This window comes from Pseudomonas sp. FG43, assembly GCF_057809175.1.
The window spans coordinates 39,729-64,768 of the sequence record NZ_JBMDJL010000015.1 but is presented as its reverse complement, the minus strand read 5'-3'; the positions used below and the strand labels follow the sequence as shown (position 1 = coordinate 64,768).

The window sequence follows — 25,040 nt, the reverse complement described above, 5'->3', positions numbered from 1 at the left end:
ATTGATCCGCGGCCTCTTCGACAGGGGCCGCAGATCAAGAGGGATCAGCCTTCGCCCAGCTCGCGCATGACGGCATACAAGGCGGATTTCGCTTCGAAGCCGACACCTGGAATATCCGGCAGGCCTACAAAGCCGTTTTCCACGCGGATTCCGTCAGCGAAGCCGCCGAAAGGCTGGAACACGTCCGGATACGATTCGTTACCGCCCAGGTGCAGGCCCGCTGCGATGTTCAGGGACATCTGGTGACCACCGTGCGGCACCACACGGCGCGAAGACCAACCCATTTCTTCCATCACCTTCAGGGTGCGCATGTATTCCACCAGCCCGTAGGACAGGGCACAGTCGAACTGGAGGTAATCGCGATCAGGACGCATGCCGCCGTGGCGCAGAAGGTTACGGGCATCCTGGTGAGAGAACAGGTTTTCACCTGTAGCCATGGGCAGTTCATAGTGATTGGCAAGCTCGGCTTGCAGGGCGTAGTCCAGCGGATCGCCAATCTCTTCGTACCAGAAGAGGTTGTACTTCTTGATGGCTTCGGCGTACGCAATGCCGGTTTTAAGATCGAAGCGGCCATTGGCATCGACCGCCAGCCGGCGACCGTCACCGACCACTTCGAGCACGGCCTCGATGCGGCGGATATCTTCGTCCAGTGGCACTGCACCAATCTTCATCTTGACGACGTCGTAGCCACGATCCAGATAACTCTGCATTTCTGCCTTGAGCTTGGTCTGGTCTTTGCCGGGATAGTAGTAGCCGCCCGCTGCATAGACCCAGACCTTGTCATCGGCCACGCCGTTACGGTAGCGGTCGGCCAGGAGGCGATACAGCGGTTTGCCTTCAATCTTGGCGACGGCATCCCATACCGCCATGTCGATGGTGCCCACGGCGACCGAGCGCTCGCCGTGGCCGCCTGGCTTTTCGTTGGTCATCAGGGTTTTCCAGATGGCGAACGGGTCCAGGTTGTTGTTTTCATGATCGATGAGGGTGTCTGGGTCAGCTTCCGTGATACGCGCCAGGAACCGGTCGCGCATCAGGGCGCCCTGGCCATAACGGCCATTGGAGTTGAAGCCGTAGCCGATGACAGGCTTGCCATCGCGGATCACATCCGTGACCACGGCGACAACCGAGCAGGTCATCTTCGAGAAATCGATATAGGCGTTGGCAATGGGGGAGGCGATAGAGACAGTTTTTTCACGAATGTCCACGATACGCATGGCGGGTTCCTCTTGTTGTTGATGACCCCACGTTATGCTTTGCGATGACACCCGCCCAATGCTATTAATGCCGCGCCCTATGCACAGGAGGCATTGCCCTTGGAACTCGTCTGGCTCGAAGACTTTTCAGCGCTTGCGGAATACGGCAGCTTTGTCCGTGCCGCTGAAGCACGCCATGTCACTCAGCCGGCCTTCAGCCGCAGAGTGCGTTCATTGGAAAACTGGATGGGAGTTGAGTTGTTTGTGCGTACACCTCAGGGAGCCATCCTGACCGATGCGGGGAGGCAAATCCTGCCCGCTGCTCAGGAGGCTGCCAGACGTTTGTACCGGATACGCAACGAGGCTCAGGAGGTAGCGGGGGTGGCCGCCAGGTCCCTGCAATTCGCGGCCACTCACTCCCTGTCGTTTACATTTTTCCCCAAGTGGCTTCGCAGCTCGGAAAACGGTGCCCCCATCGAGTCGGTGCAACTGCACTCCGACAGTATGGCTGTCTGTGAACAGATGCTGATACATGGGCAGGTGCAGTTTCTGCTCTGCCACCGCCACCCCGATGTACCGCCTTTGCTGGCACCTGATCAGTTCATCGGCAAGAAGGTGGGTGAGGACGTGCTCGTTCCTCTGGCGAGTGCTTCTGCCCACTTCGGTACATCTCCCGCGGCGTTACCTTACCTCGCTTACACCCATGAGTCGGGTCTGGGGCGCATCGTCGCTCACCGCCTGCGTGGCAAGGAAGACTACCTGCACCTCAAACCGCTTTTCAGCACCCACCTCGCGGCGGTGCTGATGTCCATGGCCCTGGAAAGCAAGGGCGTGGCGTGGTTGCCCAAGAGCCTCACCGAGCAGGAAATACTCGATGGGCGTCTGGTCAGAGCCCTCGACGAAAGCTGGGATATACCTCTGGAAATTCATCTGACTCGCCCGGCAGCGCCACTCAGTCAATCTGCCGAAGACTTCTGGGCACGGATCGGCAGCAACTGATTTAACGCCGATCACTTAAGGCCTAAACAAAACTGGTGGGAGACAGCTTGCTGGCGAAAGGGCCTGTGAACCGGCAGAAACTCTGCATCTGTACACAGGAGCGTCGCCAGCAAGGTGTCTCCTACAAAGTGATTTATGACCCTGAATGATCGCGCTTTTCAGGCTGCCATAAACCAAAAACCCCCTGCATGAGCAGAGGGTTGATGGTGTTTCAGCGCTTTGTTACCTGAGTGTCATTGGCAAGCTTCGCAATCCGGCTCGTCAATGGCGCAGGCCTTTGGCACTGGGGCCGGGCCGGCGGGTGCTGCTTCGGCTGGACGTGGCGCGGTGATCGCGGAGTCGTCCGGGCCGTGGCCGCCGCTCGATACTGCGTTGAGCTTGCCGGTGTTGATGGTCGACTTCTCGGTGCTGGTCGCAGCCAGGGCACGGAGGTAGTAAGTGGTTTTCAGACCACGGTACCAGGCCATGCGGTAGGTCACGTCCAGTTTCTTGCCCGAAGCGCCAGCGATGTAGAGGTTCAGGGACTGAGCCTGATCGATCCACTTCTGACGGCGGCTTGCGGCGTCGACGATCCACTTGGTTTCCACTTCGAACGCGGTGGCGTAAAGCTCTTTGAGCTCCTGCGGAATGCGCTCGATCTGTTGTACGGAACCGTCGTAGTACTTCAGGTCGTTGATCATGACCGAGTCCCACAGATCGCGTGCCTTGAGGTCGCGAACCAGGTACGGGTTGATCACGGTGAATTCGCCCGACAGGTTCGATTTCACGTACAGGTTCTGATAGGTCGGTTCGATCGACTGCGATACGCCGGTGATGTTGGCGATGGTCGCGGTCGGTGCGATGGCCATGATGTTCGAGTTACGGATACCTTTCTGAACGCGGGCACGTACCGGCGCCCAGTCCAGGGTTTCCTTCAGGTCGACATCGATGTACTTCTGGCCACGGGCTTCGATCAGGATCTGTTGCGAATCCAGTGGCAGGATGCCCTTGGACCACAGCGAACCCTGGAACGTCTCGTAGGCGCCGCGCTCGTCCGCCAGGTCACAGGATGCCTGGATGGCGTAGTAGCTGACCGCTTCCATGGAAGTGTCGGCGAACTCGACGGCCGCTTGCGAACCGTACGGGATGTGCTGCAGGTACAGCGCGTCCTGGAAGCCCATGATGCCCAGGCCGACCGGACGGTGGCGGAAGTTGGAGTTCTTCGCCTGCGGTACCGAGTAGTAGTTGATGTCGATCACGTTGTCGAGCATGCGAACCGCTACATCGACAGTACGCTTGAGCTTGTCGGTGTCCAGCTTGCCGTTGACGATGTGGTTCGGCAGGTTGATCGAGCCCAGGTTGCAGACCGCGATCTCGTCCTTGTTGGTGTTCAGGGTGATCTCGGTGCACAGGTTCGAGCTGTGGACCACGCCCACGTGCTGCTGCGGGCTGCGCAGGTTGCACGGGTCCTTGAAGGTCAGCCATGGGTGGCCGGTCTCGAACAGCATCGAGAGCATCTTGCGCCACAGATCCTTGGCCTGGATGGTCTTGAACAGCTTGATCTTGCCTGGGTACTCGGTCAGGGCTTCGTAGTACTCGTAACGCTCTTCGAAGGCCTTGCCGGTCAGGTCGTGCAGGTCCGGTACTTCCGATGGCGAGAACAGGGTCCACTGGCCGTCATCGAAGACGCGCTTCATGAACAGGTCAGGGATCCAGTTGGCGGTGTTCATGTCGTGGGTACGACGACGGTCATCACCGGTGTTCTTGCGCAGCTCGATGAACTCTTCAATGTCCATGTGCCAGGTTTCCAGGTAGGCACAGACAGCGCCTTTGCGCTTGCCGCCCTGGTTGACCGCAACGGCGGTGTCGTTGACCACTTTCAGGAAAGGTACGACGCCTTGCGACTTGCCGTTGGTGCCCTTGATGTAGGAGCCCAGAGCACGAACCGGAGTCCAGTCGTTGCCCAGGCCGCCTGCGAATTTGGACAGCATGGCGTTGTCGTGGATGGCGTGGTAGATGCCCGACAGGTCATCCGGCACGGTGGTCAGGTAGCAACTGGACAGCTGTGGACGCAGGGTACCGGCGTTGAACAGTGTCGGGGTCGACGACATGTAGTCGAAGGACGACAACAGGTTGTAGAACTCGATGGCGCGATCTTCCTTGGCTTTCTCTTCGATCGCCAGGCCCATGGCCACGCGCATGAAGAAGATCTGCGGCAGTTCGAAACGCACGCCATCCTTGTGGATGAAGTAACGGTCATACAGGGTTTGCAGGCCCAGGTAAGTGAACTGCTGGTCGCGCTCGTGGTTGATCGCCTTGCCCAGCTTGACCAGATCGAAGTCGGCCAGCACAGGGTTGAGCAGTTCGTACTTGATACCGGTGGCGATGTAGGCAGGCAGGGCCTTGGCGTACAGGTCGGCCATTTCGTGGTGCGTGGCGCTGTCGGCGACTTCCAGGAAGCTCAGGCCTTCGGCACGCAGGGTGTCCATCAGCAGGCGGGCGGTGACGAACGAGTAGTTCGGCTCACGCTCGACCAGAGTACGGGCGGTCATGACCAGTGCGGTGTTGACGTCTTTCAGTGCAACGCCGTCGTACAGGTTTTTCAGGGTTTCGGTCTGGATCAGGTTGGCGTCGACTTCAGCCAGGCCTTCGCACGCTTCGGTAACGATGGTGTTCAGACGACCCATGTCCAGCGGCGTCAGGCTGCCGTCGGCACGAGTGATGCGGATCGACGGGTGAGCCTGGACTTCGCTTTCGGTCGCGCGGCCAGCACGCTCCTTGGCACGGGAGTCACGATAGATGACGTAGTCGCGAGCGACTTTCTGCTCACCGGCACGCATCAGGGCCAGTTCGACCTGATCCTGGATTTCTTCGATGTGGATGGTGCCGCCCGATGGCATGCGACGCTTGAAGGTCGCGGTGACCTGCTCGGTCAGACGTGCAACGGTGTCGTGGATGCGCGACGAGGCGGCAGCATTGCCACCTTCAACTGCAAGAAACGCTTTGGTGATAGCGACGGTGATCTTGTCATCGGTGTACGCAACAACAGTGCCGTTACGCTTGATCACGCGCAGTTGACCAGGTGCGGTCGCGGTCAGGTCCTGTTGGCCCTGGCTCGATTGCGGCGCATTGGTCGGCGAGTTCTCGCGAGTTGTGTCTGTTTGCATGGGTGTCTCCACGTTCTTTAAGTTTGTTTGGGCAGCCAGGCCACCCACCGATCCGTCTTGAGGCATTCAGCCGCCAAAAGGGGCGACTGCAAAGGACTTCAAAACGGAGAAAGGAGCGCTTGATCATCGCTCCCGGGCTTTGAAGTCAAAAGGGGAATGGTTCGATGGCCATTCCCTTGAAAATCTGATGAATATTGCTCATTTGATGTTGCAAAACGTGTACCGGCTTGCCAAAGGCTGGCGCGGTCGATTGGGCTATTGAACACGTCTTAAAGTTCAACCGTGCAGGCACAAGAAAAATGCTTGAATTTCTCGATTGAGTTGTGTTGGCGTTTCTCCACAAACCCCTACATGTAGGGTGTCGCTTCGGATCGGGCTACAAGATAATGCGTTTGGGACATCAATTGCAACGCACAGCCTGTGGATAAGCTTGTGCGTAGTTTGTGTATGAATCGCCCATATCGCGTGTAGGCCGCATAACTACTGAGCTGGACCGTTTGTCATTGTTTTTTACATCTGTTGGCGGCTCTGAGCGGATTTTTGCGGGCGCGAACCCTATCACAAAAAACGCATCGTGCAAGGCCGCTCTGGCATGTCGTGTGCTTGTCCTGGTGCTTGCTACAATCGCCTCCACCGATGCGATAGAAAACGCCTTGCATAACAACAATCAGGAGGCAGCTTGTGGAGCAAGAAAACTGGCAGGTGCTGATCGTCGAAGATGATCAGCGATTGGCCGAGTTGACCTGTGATTATCTGCAGAGCAACGGCCTGAGCGTGGCCATCGAGGGCAATGGCGCTCTGGCGGCGGCGCGCATCATTGATGAACAGCCGGATCTGGTGATCCTCGACCTGATGCTTCCCGGCGAAGACGGTCTGAGCATCTGCCGCAAGGTGCGCGGCCGTTATGACGGGCCGATCCTGATGCTCACCGCACGCACCGACGATTCCGATCAGATCCAGGGGCTGGACACAGGTGCTGACGATTTTGTCTGCAAACCTGTTCACCCGCGCGTGTTGCTGGCGCGCATCCACGCCTTGCTGCGGCGCAGTGAAGCACCGCAAGTGCCTGCCGCCGAGTTGCGCCGTCTGGTGTTCGGCCCGCTGGTGGTGGATAACGCCTTGCGCGAGGCCTGGCTGCGGGATCAAAGCATCGAGCTGACTGGTGCCGAGTTCGATCTGTTGTGGCTGCTGGTCGCCAATGCCGGGCGCATCCTGTCGCGGGAAGAAATCTTCACGGCCTTGCGTGGTGTGGGCTATGACGGCCAGGACCGCTCCATCGACGTGCGTATTTCGCGCATTCGCCCGCGTATCGGCGACGATCCGATTCACCCGCGTCTGATCAAAACGGTGCGCAGCAAGGGCTATCTGTTTGTGCCTGAAGCCGCGCAGGACATGAACAGCTTTGTCCTGAACGGCTGACCCCCATGAACTCCATTTTTCTGCGCATCTATGGCGGCATGCTGGGCGTACTGGTGTTGGTGGCCTTGCTCGGGGTGCTGGCGCTGCATCTGCTCAATCAGGAGCGAAGCGGGCAATACCGCGAGCGGCTGGCCCACGGCACCTTTACGGTAATGGCCGATAACCTGATCCCCTTGAATGACATCGAGCGTCGTCGTGCGCTGGCGGTATGGGAGCGCTTGTTGGGGATTCCACTGAGCCTGCAAAGCGTCGAGCAGGCAAACCTGGACAGCAGCGCCCGTAGCCGTTTGCAGCGCGGGCAAGTGGTGGTCGAGCAGATCGGCCCGCATGCGGCCAGGGTCTATCGTCAGCTCAGTGATAATGAGCATTTGTTGCTGACCGGCGAGGTGCAGCAAATCACTGAGCAGTTGGCGCGGGCCACCATCTATTTATTGATCGACGAACTGGTGCGCCTGCCGGTCGATGAGCAACCGGCCCGGCTGCAAGCCTTGCGGGTGAACAAGGGCTTTGGCTTTGATCTGAACCTCATTGCACTGGATCAGGCCGATCTGGATGACGATCAGCGCCGGCGTGTCTATGAGGGCGATACGGTCATGGCGCTGGGCAAGGGCGGTGATTCCATCCGCGTGCTGTCCGGGATCGTCGATACCAACTGGGTGCTGGAAATCGGCCCGCTGTACCAGATGAATCCTTATCCGCCCCAACTGTTGGTGCTGATTGCCCTGTTGGGGCTGTGTTTTATCGGCGTGGTGGTTTACCTGTTGGTGCGGCCTCTTGAACGACGGGTGCAGGCGCTGGAAGCGGCTGCCACTTTGATCGCCAAAGGCAGCCTGCAAACGCGGGTCCCCACCGAAGGCTCCGACTCCATCGGGCGTCTGGCAGCCGCGTTCAACAGCATGGCCGAGCACTTGCAGCGCTCGCTGATGATCCAGCGCGAACTGGTGCGTGCGGTGTCCCATGAACTGCGCACGCCAGTGTCGCGTTTGCGCTTTGGTCTGGAGATGATTCAGGACGCAGCCACGCCTGAGGCCCGCCAGAAATACATGACCGGCATGGACCACGACATTCAGGACCTCGACAAGCTCGTGGACGAGATGTTGACCTATGCGCGACTGGAGCAGGGCGCGCCGACCCTGAATTTCCAGCGTATCGATCTGGACCTGTTGATCAATCGGGTGATCGCGGAACTGGCGCCCTTGCGCGCCAATGTCCGGGTCGCGCGTGGCGAATGTGTGATAACCACCGTGGGTGAGTCAGCCTGGGTGGATGCCGAACCTCGTTACATGCATCGGGCGGTGCAGAATCTGGTGAGCAACGCCATGCGCCATGCCGAGTCGCAAGTCAGCATCAGCTATCGACTGGAGCCGGGATGCTGTCGTCTCGATGTCGAAGACGACGGCCCCGGCGTGCCGGAAAGTGCCTGGGAGCAAATCTTCACGCCTTTCATGCGTCTGGATGACAGCCGCACCCGAGCGTCCGGCGGGCACGGGCTGGGGTTGTCCATCGTGCGGCGAATCATCAACTGGCACGAAGGCCGCGCATCCATCGACCGCAGCGGGAGTCTGGGCGGCGCCTGTTTCACGCTGGTCTGGCCGCGCATTCAGGAATCGCGATGAACACATTGTTCGCTGGGCCGCTGGCGCGGTTCGGGCAGACGCTGCTGGCGGCAGATGATCCGCGACGGGTGACGGCGTTGCCCGATTTGCTTCACAAGGACTCGCTGGATGCTTTACTGACCGGGCTTTACGGGCCGGATTTGATGGCCGCTCATTTGCCGGTGCTGGTGTCGCAATGGGCCAAGTATTACTTCATGCAGGCCATTCCGCCGCTGGTGGTTGCCAGCCTTGTTCATGGCTGGCACTGGCCGCTGAAGCTGGAGCAGGTGGCGGTAGCGCTGGATGAGCGGGGCGTGCCGACGGGAGTGAAGCTGCTGGGCGAAGGGGCGGCATGGGGTGAGTTACCGGTCGATCCCTTTCAGCGTTTCGCCAGCCTGCTGGACGATAACCTGCAACCGTTCATTGAGGCATTGAGCGCTTATGGTGATTTGGCCGGGGGAGTGCTGTGGTGCAGCGTCGGGGATTATCTGGAAGGTTGTCTGTTGCAACTGGGCCAGTGCAGCGAGGTATCGCTGGAGGCAGGGCAGGCGTTGCTGGCTGCGCGAGTGCGCCCGGACGGCAGGCGCAACCCGTTGTTCAGGGCGGTGAGTTATAGCGGGCAGCGTCGTCAGCGCCGCACGTGCTGCCTGAGCTATCAGGTCGAGTGGGTCGGGCGTTGCGAGCATTGCCCGTTGCCGGCCTGATTCAGGCTGCGATGCTGACCAGGCTCAACAAGTGCTGATCGTGCACGCTGAACTGGCCTTCCAGTTCCTTGCCGCTGTGCCATTCACTGGACAGGTCCATCAACAGGCGCAGGCGTACGCTGCCATCGGCTGACCATTCCAGCAGTTGCGCGTCTTCAAAGTAGAAGCGCTTTTGCACGATGGGGTAGAGCGCCTTGAACAGCGCTTCCTTGATCGAGAAGGTCAAGGTGACCCGTAGCGCTATTTCTTCTTGCGGGCCTGCTGCCATGGCGGCCAGTTCATCGGCGGTGAGGATTTCTCCGGCCAGCCGTGTGGCGCGGTCGGTGCTCAACAGGTTTTCGGTATCCAGCCCCAGCCCGCGCCATTGTTGTCTGGGCGCAACGATGGCGGCTGCCCAGCCGGTGCTGTGGGTGATCGAGCCGCAGATATCGGTCGGCCAGATCGGCGCACGATCTTCGCCAATAGTGGGGACGTACAGGCGCTCATCGAGTTGTCGCAACGCTTCACGGGCGCAGAGCCGACCGGCGAGGAATTCCGCCTGACGCTTGGCGACCGAGCGCTGAATGCTGGCGGGCGGCGCGATGGCGCAACGCTGGAAATCGCCTTCGACCAGTTTTTGCGGGTCGAAATGACTGCTGACCAATATTGCACCCGGCACGGCGTGTGGCAGAGGCCAGTGTCGGGTGGGTTCGGAGCAGCAGGTGGGGAATGTCGGGATTTGAGTCATGGGATGCATTGTATTTGCTTCGCGAATGAATTCGCTCCTACACAGTTCTGTAGGAGCGAATTCATTCGCGAAAGGTTGATCAACCAAATATCTTCTTGAAGAACGCTTGCATGTCCGCCCACGAACTCTGGTCGGCGGCCTTGTCGTAGCCGATGTCCGGGCCGCCATGGTCGCCGTGGCTCAAGCGGTCGGCGTCGGGGTTGGTGAAGCCGTGTTTCGCGCCTTCGATGCTGACGAACTTGTAGTCAGCCTTGGCGTCGTCCATTTCCTTCTTGAAGGCAAGGACGTGTTCAGGCGTGACCATGCTGTCCTTGGCGCCATGCTCTACCAGCATTGGAACCTTGATGCCCGGTTTGGCAGGCGTATTGGTTACCAGCGCGCCATGGAAACTCACTACGCCCGCCAGTGGTTCGCCGCGACGTGCCGCATCAAGCACGATCTTGCCGCCGAAGCAGTAGCCGATGGCAGCGATCTTTGCCGGGTTGGTCTGTGGCTGTTTCTTCAGTTGCTCAAGGCCTGCGTCAAAGCGCTTGTCTGCTGCATCGCTGTCCTTGAGAGCTGCCTGCATGAAGGCCAGAGCGTCCTTGGGGTGTTCGGTGTTCTTGCCGTCGCCGTACATGTCGATGGCCAGAGCGCTGTAACCCAGTGCGGCGAGATCGCGGGCGCGACGTTTGGCGTAATCGTTCAGCCCCCACCATTCGTGAACCACCAGCACGCCGGGGCGCTGGCCCTTGATGGCGTCGTCGTAGGCGTAGTAACCCACCAGTTTTGTACCGTCGGCACTTTTGTAATCGATCTGTTCGGTCTTGATCGCTGCCTGGGCCAGGCCGGTGAGGCTCATCATGATCAACGCAATCCACACACGCATGTTCAGTTCCTTCTAGCAGGAGGGAATAAAGGGCACAGCTTAGACGATTCCGCTTTTTTATCCTGTACTTGTGTTCAGCGCAGGTTCAGAGCGCGTTCAGTAACAGTTCAGGCCATGGGGGCTACTGTGAAATCGTACTTTGACAGTGTCCCCGATCGCAAAAGGAGTCCTTATGTTGAACATCAACAAGTTTTTCCTGGCGTTGGCTTTTCTGGGTGGCAGTGCTTCGGCGCAGGCCAGTGATGGGCGGTTGGAGCCGGCACGTATCGAGTTCGGTAAAACCAGCGAGAGGCTTGACGATGCCAATGGCTGGAGCCATGGTCTGGGTCAGCATGAGCCGTTGGCTTCTTCAACAGGGGCGCTCTATTCGCCGGCTATTTATGGCAGTCTTTCAGGCACCTACAATGGCGTGTCTGTCAGCCGCGAGGCCCTGCTGGGCGGATATGATGTAAAACAGCGTTTGCCCTTGAGCACGATGCTGTCGAGTACCGATTCGGCAATGTCGTTTCATTATTTGTCTTAGGGGAGAGCTGCATGAAGTTGTTGGTGGTCGAGGATGAGGCGCTGCTACGTCATCATTTGTGGACTCGCTTGACCGAAGCGGGCCATGTGGTGGAGGCGGTGGCCAATGCCGAGGAGGCGCTGTATCAGGTCGGGCAGTTCAATCATGATCTGGCCGTGATCGATCTTGGATTGCCGGGTATTGGCGGGCTGGATCTCATCCGCCAGTTGCGTGCTCAAGGCAAGGCGTTTCCGATCCTGATTCTCACCGCCCGCGGTAACTGGCAGGACAAGGTCGAAGGGCTGGCTGCCGGTGCGGATGATTACGTGGTCAAGCCGTTCCAGTTCGAGGAGCTGGAAGCACGACTCAATGCCTTGTTGCGTCGTTCCAGTGGCTTCATCCAGTCGACCATCACGGCGGGGCCTTTGTTGCTTGACCTCAATCGCAAGCAGGCCGCACTGGACGAACAGCCATTGGCGCTGACGGCCTATGAATACCGGATTCTCGAATACCTGATGCTTCATCACCAGCAAGTGGTGCCCAAGGAGCGCCTGATGGAGCAGTTGTACCCTGACGACGATGAGCGCGATCCGAATGTGATCGAGGTGCTGGTCGGGCGCCTGCGCCGCAAGCTGGAAGGTAGCGTGGCATTCAAACCTATCGATACGGTGCGTGGCATGGGGTATCTGTTCACTGAGCGCTGTACATGATTCGTTCGCTGCGCCTGCGTTTGATGCTGGCCGCTGCAACTCTGGCGGTGATTTTCATGTTGCTGATGCTGCCTGCCTTGCAGGGCGCGTTCAGCCTGGCATTGCGTGGCGCAATCGAGCAGCGTCTGGCGTCGGATGTGACGACCATGATTTCAGCCGCGCGTGTCGAAGACGGACGCCTGCTGATGCCATCGCTGTTGCCCAGCGAACAGTTCAACCTGCCGGGCAGCCGTTTGCTTGGCTATATCTATAACCTTCAGGGCCAACTGGTCTGGCGCTCGCTGGGCACTGAAGGTGAAAACATCAAATATCACCCGCACTATGACGGCCAGGGCAGTCAGTTTTCCAAGATAAAGGAAGCCAACGGCGACGAGTATTTCGTCTATGACGCCGAGATTCGCCTGCTGGGCGGGCGCAATGCGGCGTTCAGTATCGTGGCCCTGCAACCCTTGCGCGACTATCAGGAAACCATCGCTGGCCTGCGACAGAAACTGTACCTGGGGTTTGGCGGGGCCTTGCTGGTGCTGCTGGGGTTGCTGTGGCTTGGGCTGACCTGGGGGCTGCGAGCGCTCAAGGGCTTGAGTCAGGAGCTGGATCAGGTTGAGGCGGGCGCCCGCGATAGCTTGAGTGAAGAGCATCCCAGCGAATTGCTACGCCTGACCGACTCCCTGAACCGCCTGTTACGTAGCGAGCGCGAGCAGCGCACCCGGTATCGTGATTCTCTTGGGGACCTGGCCCATAGCCTGAAAACACCGCTGGCGGTGTTGCAGGGTGTCAGTGAGAACATCGCCAAACGCCCGGAAGATGTGGAGCAGGCCAGGGTTCTGCAGTCGCAGATCGAGCGTATGAGCCAGCAGATCGGTTACCAATTGCAACGCGCCAGCCTGCGCAAGAGCGGTCTGGTGCGGCATCACGTCATGCTGCGGCCGGTGGTCGAAAGCTTGTGCAACACTCTGGAGAAGGTTTACCGCGACAAGCAGGTCAAGGTCACGCTGGACCTGCCCGAGCAATGCCAGGTGCCGATGGAAGAGGGCGCATTGCTGGAAATGCTCGGCAACCTGCTGGAAAACGCTTACCGGCTCTGCCTTGGCGAAGTCAGGGTCAGTTTTCAGTCATCTGCAACGGGTGACGAATTGTGCGTCGAGGACGATGGTCCCGGCATCCCGCTGCGCCAGCGAGCGCGCATTCTTGAGCGCGGCGAGCGGCTTGACCGCCAGAATCCGGGGCAGGGCATCGGGCTGGCGGTGGTCAAGGACATCATCGAAAGCTACAGCGCCCGCCTGACCCTGGGCGATTCACCGCTGGGCGGGGCGGTGTTCAGGATTCATTTTCTGGCGTGATCATCGTTTTGTGTGAGGGGCCTTGGCCGCGACGGGGGATGCTCTGGTCGACAATCACAACCTCCATTAGGCGGATACCCGCCACCCTTTCGGTTTTTTTATTCGCTATCGGCGGAAAACCGCCACTGTCATGGCCTTTTCATACTAGTGTTTATACAGCGACGCCTTGTGATCCGGGCTCTGGATGATTTTTTCCAGGAGTGGCACGCCGCTTGCTACTTGTCGTCGTAGAGAACTGCCCTGTGCAAACTCGACACAACAAATCCCTCCAGTGCAGGAGGGTTAGTGCTTTATAGGCTCGCGTGCATCAGGTGAGATGCCGACGACGCCCTTGAGGATAACAACAATGACGACTCGTCAGCCCTTCTACAAAACACTGTACTTTCAGGTAATCGTAGCGATTGTCATCGGTATCCTGATCGGCCACTTCTATCCAGATACCGGCAAGGCCTTGAAGCCGCTGGGTGACGGGTTCATCAAACTGATCAAGATGGTCATCGCCCCCATCATCTTCTGTACGGTCGTCAGCGGTATCGCCGGCATGCAGAACATGAAATCGGTCGGCAAGACCGGTGGCTATGCACTGCTGTACTTCGAGATCGTTTCGACTCTGGCCCTGATCATCGGTCTGGTAGTAGTCAACGTCGTCAAGCCGGGTGTCGGCATGAACATCGACGTCAGCACTCTGGATGCCTCCAAGATTGCTGCCTATGTCACCGCCGGTAAAGACCAGAGCATCGTCGGCTTTATCCTCAACGTGATTCCGAACACCATCGTCGGCGCGTTTGCCAACGGCGATATCCTGCAAGTCCTGATGTTCTCGGTGATCTTCGGCTTCGCCCTGCATCGCCTGGGCGCCTACGGCCGTCCGGTTCTGGACTTCATCGATCGCTTCGCTCACGTGATGTTCAACATCATCAACATGATCATGAAGCTGGCGCCTGTCGGTGCGTTCGGTGCCATGGCCTTCACCATCGGCGCCTACGGTGTGGGTACCCTGGTGCAGCTCGGTCAGTTGATGATCTGCTTCTACATCACCTGCTTCCTGTTCGTGATGCTGGTTCTGGGCGCCATCTGCCGTGCTCACGGTTTCACCATCTCCAAGGTGATCCGCTACATCCGTGAAGAGCTGCTGATCGTACTGGGTACTTCCTCTTCGGAATCCGCCTTGCCACGCATGCTGATCAAGATGGAGCGCCTGGGTGCTCAGAAGTCGGTAGTTGGTCTGGTTATCCCGACCGGTTACTCCTTCAACCTGGACGGCACCTCGATCTACCTGACCATGGCTGCCGTGTTCATCGCTCAGGCGACCAACACAGAGATGGACATCTCTCACCAGATCACCCTGTTGCTGGTGCTGCTGCTGTCCTCCAAAGGTGCTGCTGGCGTGACCGGTAGCGGCTTCATCGTTCTGGCTGCAACCCTGTCGGCCGTAGGCCACCTGCCGGTTGCCGGTCTGGCGCTGATCCTGGGTATCGACCGCTTCATGTCCGAAGCACGCGCCCTGACCAACCTGGTAGGTAACGCTGTTGCAACTCTGGTTGTTGCCAAGTGGGTTGGCGAGCTGGACAACGACAAGCTGCAGGCCGAACTGGCTTCCGGTGGTACTTCCATCGTCGAAACCCGTCATGAAGATGACCTGGGTGTCGCTGAAGGCCCGGCTCCTGTCGAGACTGGCAAGACCGTCTGACACGCGCTGAATGATAAAAAACCCATCTTCGGATGGGTTTTTTTATACCTGCGATTCCTGCGGGGCGGGATTACTCCATGCGGGTCTCACCGCTGAAAACCAGCGTCTGGCGGCAGCGTCGGCACAGGTAGCGCCGGCCTTTGGAAACCATGTTGTGGCGTTGCGCCGAGAAGGGGAAGTCGCTCCCGGCGCAGGGGCAGCGATAGATGTATCGGGTCACGCTGCGTCGTTCGATGGCGTAGGTGTGGCAGCGGTTGGGCGGCAGCTCGTACACGCCGCGCATGATCAGTTGCCACTCTTCGCCATGGGGCTGGATACGGTCCCCGAAAAGCTGATGGGCAATCATGTGGGCGACTTCATGCGGCACGGTCTGGCGCAGGAAGTCTTCGGTGTTTTCCCGATACAGCTGCGGGTTGAAGCGCAGCATATTCTCGTGCAGGTGCGCGACGCCGGCTTTTTGGCCGCGCAGCTTGAGGCTGACGACAGGGCGTTTGAAAGTGCGTTTGAAAAAGGCTTCGGCTTGTTGGTAACAGGTTTCGACGCGGGAGTTGATTTGCTCGGGCATGCTGTGTGGCTCTCCAGATGCCTCAAGTATGCCGTAAAGCAGTGTGGGGCTGAAAACCCCAACCGCCAGATGGTTGGTCGCTGCGGCGGGCCGCATGGGTGCGCTGCCCGCCTGACGATGGTTCAACTGGTATATTCCGGGCCGACCCCGACTCCCCACAGCACGACGGTAAATGCCATGATCGCGACCAGCACCACCAGGCCCACGGCGAGGATGGAGCTGGAAAACATGAAGCCTTCCTCGGAGGGAATATTCATGAAGGTCGGCAGGCCGACATAGAGCAGATAGACCGTGTAGCAAATGGCTGCTGTCCCCACCAGCATGCCCAGCCACATATGCGGATAGAGCGCCGCCAGCCCGCCGATTAACAGCGGCGTGGCCGTATAGGTGGCGAAAGCGATGCACCTTGCCAGAGTGGGCGTGGCGTCATAGGTGCGTGCCATCCAGTGAATGAAGCCGCCCATCACCGCAACGCCCAGCAACATGGAGATATATGACATGAGCGTCATCCATATCGCGCTGCCATGGGTGAGCATGACTGGCGGTCGATCTCCGATCACCCAGCCGATCTGTGTCGTGCCTATATAGGCGGAAACCGCCGGGATCGCAGCCAGGATCAGGGTGTGAGTGAGGTACATGTGGCCAATGCTTTCTTCTTCGCCACGTATCTGTCTCCATTCCCGATCGGGATGCGTGAACAATCCCCATACGTGATGGATCATAGGGTTACTCCTTCATCTCGTGGATTGAAGGCCACAAGCCTGAAATGCGACCTCACCACGGAGTATAGAAAGCATGGCAAGGGGAAGAGCGGCGGGCTTAGAGTGTTTGGCCATTTGCAGGGGGCTGTTAATAGCCTGCTTCGATAAGCCAGTTGTTTAACGATTCGCCGGTTGTGCGTAAAATGGCTGCCCTTTCCCCGAAGTCACCAGCGGATACCACCAGCATCATGGGCACCCTTTCAGTCAATCAGAACAAACTGCAGAAACGCCTGCGTCGGCTGGCCGGCGAAGCGGTTACCGACTTCAACATGATTGAAGATGGCGACAAGGTGATGGTCTGTCTCTCCGGTGGCAAGGACAGCTACACCATGCTCGACGTGCTGATGCACCTGCAGAAGGTCGCGCCGATCAAGTTCGAGATCGTAGCCGTGAACATGGACCAGAAGCAGCCGGGCTTTCCGGAGCATGTGCTGCCTGCCTATCTGGCCACTCTGGGCATCGAGTACCACATCGTCGAAAAAGACACCTATTCGGTGGTCAAGGAGCTGGTCCCGGAAGGAAAGACCACCTGCTCGCTGTGCTCGCGCCTGCGCCGCGGCACCTTGTACACCTTCGCCGATGAAATCGGTGCCACCAAAATGGCGCTGGGGCATCACCGCGACGATATCGTCGAAACCTTCTTTCTCAACATGTTCTTCAACGGTTCGCTCAAGGCCATGCCGCCCAAGCTGCGCTCCGACGATGGCCGCAACGTGGTGATTCGCCCGCTTGCCTACTGCCATGAGAAGGACATTCAGGCGTATTCGGACTTCAAGGAGTTCCCGATCATTCCATGCAACCTGTGCGGCTCGCAGGAAAACCTGCAACGTCAGGTAGTCAAGGAAATGCTCATCGAGTGGGAGCGCAAGACGCCTGGCCGTACCGAAAGCATCTTCCGCGCCTTGCAGAACGTCCATCCTTCGCAACTGGCCGACCGCAACCTGTTCGACTTCACCAGCCTGCGCATGGACGAAACCGCAGCCTCGCGGTTCGTCAATGTGGTGAATATCTGACCTGTCAGTGATTCACGGTAAACGCCAACATCGCTGAAAGCTGGCACATCGGTCGCCCGCTTTCAGCGTGCCACTGATTGAAGGCGTCCTGCACGATGGCCTGATCACGCTTGCTGGTCGGTACTTTATCGACGATGTTCTGCGCGTTCAGGGCGGCCACTACATCCTGGCTCGGGATAAAGGTGTCCTTGCCCACCATGCGCAGGAAACGTGGCGCTGAAAGCCCGCCCATCTGGTTGCCGTGTCTGGCCAGGTATTGCCAGAGGCCGGTGATGTCATCGACCGGCCACTGGGCGATGAATTTGGCGAAGCTGCCGTGTTCCTGGGCGATATCCAGAATCAGTTGCGCATTGCGCGGCACGCTCTTGAGCTTGCCCAGATGGCGAATGATGCGGGTGTCCTGCATCAGTCGCTCCAGATGATCGGCGCCCATCAGCACGACCTTTTCCGGGTCGAAGCGAAAGAAAACTTCCTCGAAAGCCGGCCACTTTGCATCTACCAGGCTGTGTTTCAAGCCAGCACGAAATACCCGCAGGGCCATGGTCGACAGATAGCGATCATCGCTGAAAGCCATCAGTTGTTTGGGCGTATGCGGCACCGGCAGCAGTGCTTCAAGTGCCTTGGCGGAGCCGAAACGGTTCAGGCAGTATTCGTTCAGCCATTTGTAATCGTGCATCGGTTCTCCATAAGCAGGTGGGATCAGTCACAAACAAAACTTGTGGGAGGCAGCTTGCTGGCGAAAAGGCCTGAAAATCGGCAGATATTCTGCGTCTGTACGTGAAGTCGCCAGCAAGCTGCCTCCCACAAAGTGATTTATGACCTTAACGGATAGGCATTATTTGGTCGGTGCGATCAAGTTGTGATTTCCACCTGACATACAACAACGCACTGATGAATACCGCCACACTGGCCAGCATTTCCAGCACGCCGAACAGCCAGCGGTTCGGGTCGAAGGCCGCCAGGGCACCTTTGATGAAATACAGGTTGATGACAAAACAGGTCCAGAAGTGCCCTCGGGTTTTACCCAGTAGCATGCCGGGTGCCAGCAACAGCAAAGGCAACAGCTCGACGGCCAGGATCACATGGGGACGGGCGCCATGCAGGTCGGCGATAAACAGGTAATACACCGACAGCAGGGCGATCATGCCCAGAAAGCAGATCAGGCTCGCGGCCCGGCTGATGCGTACCCGTGGCTCCAGCCATTCCCTGGGTGGCAGCACTTTGGGCTTTTTAGCCACGGGGCGTCTCCAGTTGCAACGCGGTTTTTGCCAGACGCTGGCCAAGGGCGCGGCACAGTTCGGTTTCATGACGATCCAGCGGCCGCTTGCCGTCAGGCCCCGCATGATGGCTGGCGCCGTAAGGTGTGCCGCCACCGGCGGTTTCCAGCAGAGCGGCTTCGCTGTAAGGCAGGCCCATGACCAGCATGCCGTGATGCAGCAAGGGCAGCAGCATCGACATCAGGGTGGTTTCCTGGCCGCCATGCAGGCTGGCGGTGGAGGTGAACACGCTGGCCGGTTTGCCCACCAGGGCGCCGGTCAGCCAGAGGTTGCTGGTGCCGTCCAGAAAGTATTTGAGCGGCGCGGCCATGTTGCCGAAGCGGGTCGGGCTGCCCAGTGCCAGGCCGGAGCAGTTTTTCAGGTCGTCCAGCGTGGCATACAGCGCGCCGTTTTCCGGAATATCCGATGCTGTGGCTTCGCAGTCTGCAGAAACGGCGGGCACGGTGCGCAGGCGTGCTTCCATGCCGCCCATTTCAATGCCGCGAGCGATCTGGCGGGCCATCTCGCTGGTCGAACCGTTGCGGCTATAGAACAGAACCAGAATGTAAGGTGTGCTCACGGCAATAGCTCCAGTATGTTCTCTGGAGGACGGCCGATGACGGCCTTGTCGCCAGCGACCAGGATTGGCCGTTCGATCAGTTTCGGATGGGAGGCCATGGCCGCGATCAGTTGCTCGTCGCTCAGGCTTGGGTCAGCCAGGTTCAGGGCCTTGTAGTCATCTTCGCCGCTGCGCAGCAATTGCCGTGCGCCAATGCCCAGCTTGCCCAGCAGCTCGCGTAATTGTGCGGCATCCGGTGGGGTTTCAAGATACAGAACGATGTCCGGAGTCAGGCCACGGGCCTGCAGCAGTTCCAGCGCACCGCGGGATTTCGAGCAGCGCGGGTTGTGATAAAGCTTCAGATCAGTCATTTGCAGGTCGCATCTTGCGTAGAGTGGCGCGTATTCTACCTGTGCGATGGCGCAGGTCGACATGATCAGGCGCATCTCGGTGAACCGTTTTATAGAGAAAGTCGAGGAAGGAAGCACAGATGGCGAGGCGATTGGCAGCGGTAGCGATGTTTGTCGGCAGTTTACTGTTGGGTGGCTGTGGCGCTGATCTGGGCACAGACCAGAACGGCCAGAAGGTTGCCAGCGAGCGTATCGACAACCATTGGCTGGTGATTAACTACTGGGCCGAATGGTGTGGTCCGTGCCGTACCGAGATTCCAGAGTTCAATCACTTGTCCGAAGAACTCAAGGACAGGAAGGTCAGTGTGCTGGGCGTCAATTTCGACAACCTGCAGGGTGACGACCTGAAAAATGCCTCCAATGCCCTGGGGATCAAATTCACCGTGCTGGCCCAGGACCCGGCCGAGCGCTACAACCTGCCGCCTTCCGAAGCGCTGCCCGTGACCTACATCATCGACGACAAAGGCAAGATGCGTGCGCAGTTGCTGGGTGAGCAGACAGCCCAGGGCGTGACTGACAAGTTGAAGGGGTTACGCGGCGAGGGCTGACGTGTGGGAGCGAATTCATTCGCGAATGAATTCGCTCCCACAGGGTGTGGCTTGATCAGTCCTCAGGCCAGAACCGCAATGGCTTGCCTTCCGCAGGCCACAGGCGCAACTGCTCGATGGGGGAAATATCCCAGCGCTGCACTTTGCTCAGCTCTTTCAGGAAGCGCTGCTCCTGCTCCATCACAGGCGGTACGCACATTTTGCGGGTATTGCCGATGGGGCCGAAACTGATGGTCTGGCCTTGCAGGGTGTAGGGTGCGAACCAGTGGTTGCAGCCTGCATTGCCGTAGGCCCGGCCATCGGCACCCAGAGTCATGGTCAGCCGGCTGGAGTCGATCAGCGGACGTTCGCCGATCCACTCCAGCACATAGCTCTGATCCTGTTCGATGGGTTTGGGCTCAGTCGCACAGCCGACCAGCAGGGCGCTACCGATCAGGCTCAGTACAGCCAGGTGTTTCATGCCGCTTTCTCCTGACACTTTCTGCATGTGTGTTTTTCACCTTCGGTCTTCCAGCCCAGCTCGGCGATGCGTGCAACGGCGGCGGGTTTCTGGGCCTTGGTGCCCAGCTTGCTCTCTACCATGAACTCGAAGTCCAGTTCGGCAGAGCAACTGTCGCAATTGACTTTCCATTGATGGATCGACAGTTCATCGAATGCCGGGCCATTGGCTACCGCGACCCATTGGCCGGGCGGGTTGATCAGGTGCCGGACTTTCTCAACGGCCAGACGCATATAAAGGCTCTTGCTGCCCTTGATGGTCACCAGCAGTTGATCATTGTTGTGAATCGAGCCGCCGTTACCGGTGACTTGATAGCGGCCAGGCCCCAGCGTACGGCACTCGATGAGTGTGTGCTGCGGGTTGAGCATGCTGTAGCGGAAATCGTGTTCGACCATGGGTCCTCCAAATTGCCGCGCATCTTATCACGGCTGCGCCTGGACCCGGTTTTGCGCAGTACCTGCATTCCAGGCTGCAATGTTGTCCAGAGTTGTCCGGGCAATCGCGCCCAGGGCTTCCTGAGTCAGAAAAGCCTGATGAGCGGTGACGATGACATTGGGGAAGGTCAGCAGCCGCGCCAGCACATCGTCCTGCAAGGGCAGGTCCGAACGGTCAGCGAAGAACAGTTGCGCTTCCTCTTCATACACATCCAGCCCCAGATAACCCAGTTGCCCGGTCTTGAGCGCGTCGATCAGTGCGGGTGTTTCCACCAGCGCGCCCCGGCCGGTATTGATGAGCATGGCGCCGCGTTGCAGGGTCGCCAGAGATTGCTGGTTGATCATGTGGCGGGTCTGCTCGGTAAGCGGGCAATGCAGGCTGATGATCTGCGCCTGTTCAAGCAGGGCGGGCAGGTTCAGGTATTCGGCGCCCAGGGCCTGGACTTCCGGATTCGGGCAGGGATCGTAAGCCAGCAGCTTGCAACCGAAGCCTGACATGATCTTCGCGAAAGTTGCGCCGATCTGACCGGTGCCGACCACGCCGACCGTCTTGCCCACCAGGTCGAAACCGGTCAGGCCGTGCAGGCTGAAATCACCTTCGCGGGTGCGGTTGTAGGCACGATTCAGGTGGCGATTGAGGGCCAGGATCAAGGCCACCGCATGTTCGGCCACGGCATGGGGCGAATAGGCCGGAACCCGTACCACGCTGATGCCAAGGCGTTCTGCGGCAGACAGGTCCACATGGTTGTAGCCCGCAGAACGCAGGGCGACCAGCTTTGTACCGCCGGCTGCCAGACGCTCCAGCACCGGGGCGCTGAGGTCATCATTGATGAAGGCGCATACCACCGGGTAGTTGTTGGCCAGTGTGGCGGTTTCGAGGGTCAGGCGAGCCGGCTGGAAATGCAGTTCAAGGCCTTCGGGCGCTTGAGCTGCCAGGAAGCTTTCCCGGTCGTAGGTCTGGCTGCTGAAAATCAGGGTGCGCAGGGTCATGGGTCTTCCTTGTAGAAACGAGTTTATTCGCTCTGTCTGCGTTAAATGTTGCCAGGTCAGTTCGTTGACTGTGGGAGGCAGCTTGCTGGCGACGGGGGCGTTGAAGCCGATAAAAATGTTTTGGCTTCACTGGCCCTGTCGCCAGCAAGCTGCCTCCCACATCACTGAATTTCAGGCCGTGACACGTGCCTCGACGGCCAGTCGGGTAATGGCTTTATCCAGATCGTCCAGCGCATCGCCAGCCTGTGGTGCATCTTGCTTGAGCAGGGTTTCAGCACGCTGACAGGCGGCGCGCAGTTGTGGCACGCCACAGTAGCGAGTGGCACCGTGCAGGCGATGGACGCGCTCGATCAGGCCTTGAATGTCTTCTGCGGCTCTGGCCAGCCGAATGGCTTCGCGGTCGGCATCCAGGGACGCGAGCAGCATGGCCAGCATGTCGGTGGCCAGATCGGGTTTGCCAGCTGCCAGACGCAGCCCTTCTTCATGATCGAGCACCAGCGGGCCGGTATGGCTCTGCTGAGTGTCGGACGGGCGTTCCGGCAGCGGAGTGCGCAAGGCCAGCCCGGTCCACTTGAGCACCACTTGGGCCAGTTGCCTTTCGCTGATCGGCTTGGTCAGGTAATCGTCCATGCCGCTTTGCAACAGGGAGCGTTTTTCATTGGCCATGGCATGGGCGGTCAGGGCGACGATCGGCAGGGAAGTACACTGGCGCTCCAGTTCCCAGAGACGAATCGCCTCGGTGGCCTGACGCCCGTCCATGCCGGGCATCTGTACATCCATCAGCACCAGATCGAAGGTTTCAGTCTGGACGCAATGCAGCGCGGCATAGCCACTGTCGACCGCAACCACCAGAGCGCCCATGTCTTCAAGCAGGGTCTGGACCAGCAGCAGGTTGGCGGGGTTGTCGTCCACGCACAGGACTTTCGGCGGACGGCTGGCCAGCGGCTGGATAACGTCGGTGCGCACTACTTTCGGGGCAATCAGCTCCGACAAGGCTTTTTGCAGCTTGCGGGTACAGGCTGGCTTGGCCTGCAACTGGTTATAGACATCGGGCACCGACAACTGGAACAGCGCCTGTTCGGTGGTCGGGCACAACACCAGCACCTTGCAGCCAAGGTTTTCCAGGTCCCATATGTGCTGGCGCAAGCGCTCCGGCGGGATTTCATGGGCCGTCACGCCCAGCACGGCCAGATCGATTGCTGTCGGCGTCTGGTGGGCGGCGGTAACGCCGTTGAGCAGGTTTTCCAGATTGTTGAAGATCAGCGTTTCAAGCCCACAGTCTTCCAGTTGATGCTCCAGAGCCTGACGAGCAAGGTCGTGGTGCTCAAGCACCGCGGCCCGAACGCCTTCCAGCGGCTTGTGCAGCAGATCATCCACTTCGTCACGGGCTTTGGGCAGCGTCAGGGTGATCCAGAATTCCGAACCGATGCCCGGCGTGCTGTCCACGCCAATCTCGCCACCCATCTGTTCGATCAGGCGTTTGGAAATGACCAGCCCAAGGCCGGTGCCGCCCGGTTGCCGGGACAGCGAGTTGTCCGCCTGACTGAATGCCTGGAACAGAGCGCGTACATCCTGGCTGGACAAGCCGATGCCGGTGTCCTGAACGCTGATGCGCAACTGCGCGTGTTCTTCGGTTTCATCCTCGACCATGGCCCGGGCGACGATGGTGCCTTCGCGGGTGAACTTGATCGCGTTGCTGACCAGGTTGGTCAGGATCTGCTTGAGGCGCAGCGGGTCGCCGGACAGTGACAGTGGTGTGTCGCGGTAAACCAGGCTGACCAGTTCAAGCTGCTTGGCATGGGCCGCAGGCGCCAGGATGGTCATGGTGTCCTGCAACAGGTCCCGCAGGTTGAAAGGCACGTTTTCCAGAACCAGCTTGCCGGCCTCGATTTTGGAAAAGTCGAGAATCTCGTTGATGATGCTCAGCAGGCTGTCGGCCGACTTCTCGATGGTGTTCATGTAATCGCGCTGGCGCGGAGTCAGCTCGCTTTTTTGCAGCAGATGGGTGAAGCCCAGAATGCCGTTGAGCGGGGTACGGATTTCATGGCTCATGTTGGCCAGGAATTCGGATTTGATCCGGCTGGCCTCCAGCGCTTCCTTGCGCGCCAGATCCAGCTCTATGTTCTGGATCTCGATGGTTTCAAGGTTCTGCCTGACGTCTTCGGTGGCCTGATCGATGCTGTGCTGCAATTCTTCCTGAGCATTCTGCAGCGTCGAGGCCATGCGGTTGATGCCGGACGCGAGTACATCCAGCTCAGCGCTGCCCAGGGGCGGCACGCGGGTTTCGAGGTTGCCATCCTTGAGTTGCGACACCGCCTGCTTGATCTGGCTCAGGGGTTCATTGATGGTGCGGCCCATGCGTACTGCAACAATGGCGGTGAGTGCCAGGCCGAAGGCGATCAGCAGCGTACTCACGAAGAGGCTGCGATAGCCACGCAGCAAAGTGCCGTTGTGGGAAATTTCCAGTTCCACCCAACCCAGCAGCCGGTCGGCTTCGGCCGGGATGATTTCGCTGGTCAGGTGGCGTTGATTGCCAAAGACCGGCAGCAAATAGCGGGTTGCATCGTTGGCCGAGTTGTTGAGCAACTGGGTGCTGTTACCGATGGGGGCCGGGGCAATCATGCTCGGGCCGGCGTGTGCCAGAGTATTGCGCTCAGGGTCGAGAAAGGACACCGAGCGCACGTCTGCCTGTTCCAGCGTCTGGGAAGCGATGCGGCTCAGGAGTGTCTTGTCCTTGCGGCCCAGTGCGGGCGCGGACAGCGGGGCCAGCTCCTGGGCAATCATTTCACCGCGTTGCAGCAGTTGACCCTGCAACTCGTGAAGCTGCATCACGGTGAAGTAGCTGCCCATCATCAGCGCGATCAAACTGGCCGGCAAAATAGTCAGCAGTAATACGCGGCCTTTTATACCCAGTTTGGTCAGCACAGCTTTCTCCAGATATTCAGAATCAGTCCGTCGATATCGGTTCAGCGCAGTCTAGCTGCTGACCCTGTAACGCATATTACATGCCGATACGTTCTTGGGGTTGCGGGAAGTCAAGGCTTGAGAGACAGAAGCCAAAAAACACCACTTATTCCTTTTGGTGATAAGAAGCGCACTTTGCGTGATATGG

Annotated in this window: 24 protein-coding genes; 10 read left to right on the top strand and 14 right to left on the bottom strand. The window is 59.0% G+C overall.

The genetic code is table 11. The annotated features are described in order from the left end of the window. Positions 1 to 44 precede the first annotated feature (44 nt). Complete coding sequence (locus tag ACODS3_RS17745) at positions 45 to 1,214, bottom strand: mandelate racemase/muconate lactonizing enzyme family protein (RefSeq protein ID WP_489035510.1); 1,170 nt, start codon at positions 1,212 to 1,214, stop codon at positions 45 to 47. A 99-nt stretch (positions 1,215 to 1,313) separates the two neighbouring features. Between ACODS3_RS17745 and ACODS3_RS17740 the strand changes: the two genes are divergently transcribed. After that, positions 1,314 to 2,192, top strand: coding sequence for a LysR family transcriptional regulator (locus ACODS3_RS17740; protein ID WP_201017268.1), 879 nt, complete (start codon positions 1,314 to 1,316; stop codon positions 2,190 to 2,192). Positions 2,193 to 2,425: 233 nt separating this feature from the next. Here ACODS3_RS17740 and ACODS3_RS17735 read toward each other — a convergent pair whose 3' ends face one another. Further along, positions 2,426 to 5,338, bottom strand: coding sequence for a ribonucleoside-diphosphate reductase subunit alpha (locus ACODS3_RS17735; RefSeq protein WP_201017267.1), 2,913 nt, complete (start codon positions 5,336 to 5,338; stop codon positions 2,426 to 2,428). Positions 5,339 to 6,019: 681 nt separating this feature from the next. On the opposite strand from ACODS3_RS17735, the gene ACODS3_RS17730 reads away from it, so the two are divergent. From ACODS3_RS17730 to fhuF, 3 genes are read left to right on the top strand one after another with little or no spacing between them, the layout of a single operon-like run. Beyond that, the gene (locus ACODS3_RS17730; protein ID WP_304574396.1) at positions 6,020 to 6,757 is read left to right on the top strand and encodes a response regulator; all 738 of its coding nucleotides are present in this window, start codon (positions 6,020 to 6,022) and stop codon (positions 6,755 to 6,757) included. Between the two features lie 5 nt (positions 6,758 to 6,762). Further along, a complete protein-coding gene (locus tag ACODS3_RS17725; protein ID WP_489035507.1) occupies positions 6,763 to 8,373 on the top strand; it encodes an ATP-binding protein in 1,611 nt (536 codons plus the stop codon). Beyond that, entirely contained in the window at positions 8,331 to 9,056 is a 726-nt protein-coding gene (gene fhuF, locus ACODS3_RS17720) for a siderophore-iron reductase FhuF (protein ID WP_201017519.1), read from the top strand. The genes ACODS3_RS17725 and fhuF overlap by 43 nt, the downstream gene beginning before the upstream one ends. 1 nt (position 9,057) lies before the next feature. On the opposite strand, the gene ACODS3_RS17715 is transcribed toward fhuF, so the two are convergent. Further along, positions 9,058 to 9,783 (bottom strand): 4'-phosphopantetheinyl transferase family protein, encoded by a 726-nt coding sequence (locus ACODS3_RS17715; RefSeq protein WP_489035587.1) that lies wholly within the window; start codon positions 9,781 to 9,783, stop codon positions 9,058 to 9,060. A gap of 79 nt (positions 9,784 to 9,862) precedes the next feature. Then, complete coding sequence (locus ACODS3_RS17710; protein WP_201017264.1) at positions 9,863 to 10,651, bottom strand: dienelactone hydrolase family protein; 789 nt, start codon at positions 10,649 to 10,651, stop codon at positions 9,863 to 9,865. Positions 10,652 to 10,823: 172 nt separating this feature from the next. Between ACODS3_RS17710 and ACODS3_RS17705 the strand changes: the two genes are divergently transcribed. From ACODS3_RS17705 to ACODS3_RS17690, 4 genes are all read left to right on the top strand, one after another. Next, entirely contained in the window at positions 10,824 to 11,174 is a 351-nt protein-coding gene (locus ACODS3_RS17705; protein WP_489035505.1) for a hypothetical protein, read from the top strand. Positions 11,175 to 11,185: 11 nt separating this feature from the next. Further along, positions 11,186 to 11,863: a response regulator gene (locus ACODS3_RS17700; RefSeq protein ID WP_200999991.1), complete on the top strand. Its 678-nt coding sequence runs from the start codon at positions 11,186 to 11,188 to the stop codon at positions 11,861 to 11,863. After that, a complete protein-coding gene (locus tag ACODS3_RS17695; RefSeq protein WP_200999990.1) occupies positions 11,860 to 13,203 on the top strand; it encodes an ATP-binding protein in 1,344 nt (447 codons plus the stop codon). Before ACODS3_RS17700 ends, ACODS3_RS17695 begins: the two co-directional genes overlap by 4 nt. A 346-nt stretch (positions 13,204 to 13,549) precedes the next feature. Next, the gene (locus ACODS3_RS17690; protein ID WP_489035502.1) at positions 13,550 to 14,893 is read left to right on the top strand and encodes a dicarboxylate/amino acid:cation symporter; all 1,344 of its coding nucleotides are present in this window, start codon (positions 13,550 to 13,552) and stop codon (positions 14,891 to 14,893) included. Positions 14,894 to 14,963: 70 nt separating this feature from the next. Here the strand turns inward: ACODS3_RS17690 and ACODS3_RS17685 are convergent, their stop codons facing one another. Together ACODS3_RS17685 and ACODS3_RS17680 are read right to left on the bottom strand one after the other, a co-directional pair. Continuing rightward, positions 14,964 to 15,458: a SprT family zinc-dependent metalloprotease gene (locus tag ACODS3_RS17685; RefSeq protein ID WP_489035500.1), complete on the bottom strand. Its 495-nt coding sequence runs from the start codon at positions 15,456 to 15,458 to the stop codon at positions 14,964 to 14,966. 122 nt (positions 15,459 to 15,580) lie between these two features. Further along, a complete protein-coding gene (locus tag ACODS3_RS17680) occupies positions 15,581 to 16,180 on the bottom strand; it encodes a Yip1 family protein (RefSeq protein WP_489035498.1) in 600 nt (199 codons plus the stop codon). Positions 16,181 to 16,407: 227 nt separating this feature from the next. On the opposite strand from ACODS3_RS17680, the gene ttcA reads away from it, so the two are divergent. Further along, entirely contained in the window at positions 16,408 to 17,232 is an 825-nt protein-coding gene (gene ttcA / locus ACODS3_RS17675) for a tRNA 2-thiocytidine(32) synthetase TtcA (protein ID WP_025261351.1), read from the top strand. Positions 17,233 to 17,236: 4 nt separating this feature from the next. On the opposite strand, the gene ACODS3_RS17670 is transcribed toward ttcA, so the two are convergent. The 4 genes from ACODS3_RS17670 to arsC form a co-directional block, all read right to left on the bottom strand. After that, a complete protein-coding gene (locus tag ACODS3_RS17670) occupies positions 17,237 to 17,908 on the bottom strand; it encodes a DNA-3-methyladenine glycosylase I (RefSeq protein WP_489035497.1) in 672 nt (223 codons plus the stop codon). A gap of 145 nt (positions 17,909 to 18,053) precedes the next feature. After that, positions 18,054 to 18,470: a DUF2069 domain-containing protein gene (locus tag ACODS3_RS17665; protein ID WP_489035495.1), complete on the bottom strand. Its 417-nt coding sequence runs from the start codon at positions 18,468 to 18,470 to the stop codon at positions 18,054 to 18,056. Then, positions 18,463 to 19,068 (bottom strand): NAD(P)H:quinone oxidoreductase, encoded by a 606-nt coding sequence (gene wrbA / locus ACODS3_RS17660; RefSeq protein WP_201017261.1) that lies wholly within the window; start codon positions 19,066 to 19,068, stop codon positions 18,463 to 18,465. Before wrbA ends, ACODS3_RS17665 begins: the two co-directional genes overlap by 8 nt. After that, a complete protein-coding gene (gene arsC, locus ACODS3_RS17655; RefSeq protein ID WP_200999983.1) occupies positions 19,065 to 19,418 on the bottom strand; it encodes an arsenate reductase (glutaredoxin) in 354 nt (117 codons plus the stop codon). Before arsC ends, wrbA begins: the two co-directional genes overlap by 4 nt. Positions 19,419 to 19,537: 119 nt before the next feature. Between arsC and ACODS3_RS17650 the strand changes: the two genes are divergently transcribed. Then, positions 19,538 to 20,005: a TlpA disulfide reductase family protein gene (locus ACODS3_RS17650; RefSeq protein WP_489035492.1), complete on the top strand. Its 468-nt coding sequence runs from the start codon at positions 19,538 to 19,540 to the stop codon at positions 20,003 to 20,005. 55 nt (positions 20,006 to 20,060) lie between these two features. Here the strand turns inward: ACODS3_RS17650 and ACODS3_RS17645 are convergent, their stop codons facing one another. From ACODS3_RS17645 to ACODS3_RS17630, 4 genes are all read right to left on the bottom strand, one after another. Further along, the gene (locus ACODS3_RS17645) at positions 20,061 to 20,465 is read right to left on the bottom strand and encodes an META domain-containing protein (RefSeq protein ID WP_200999981.1); all 405 of its coding nucleotides are present in this window, start codon (positions 20,463 to 20,465) and stop codon (positions 20,061 to 20,063) included. Then, complete coding sequence (locus ACODS3_RS17640; RefSeq protein ID WP_200999980.1) at positions 20,462 to 20,899, bottom strand: hypothetical protein; 438 nt, start codon at positions 20,897 to 20,899, stop codon at positions 20,462 to 20,464. The genes ACODS3_RS17645 and ACODS3_RS17640 overlap by 4 nt, the downstream gene beginning before the upstream one ends. A 27-nt stretch (positions 20,900 to 20,926) precedes the next feature. Further along, entirely contained in the window at positions 20,927 to 21,922 is a 996-nt protein-coding gene (locus tag ACODS3_RS17635; RefSeq protein ID WP_489035585.1) for a 2-hydroxyacid dehydrogenase, read from the bottom strand. 177 nt (positions 21,923 to 22,099) lie between these two features. Then, a complete protein-coding gene (locus ACODS3_RS17630) occupies positions 22,100 to 24,853 on the bottom strand; it encodes a response regulator (RefSeq protein WP_201017258.1) in 2,754 nt (917 codons plus the stop codon). Between the last annotated feature and the right edge of the window lie 187 nt (positions 24,854 to 25,040).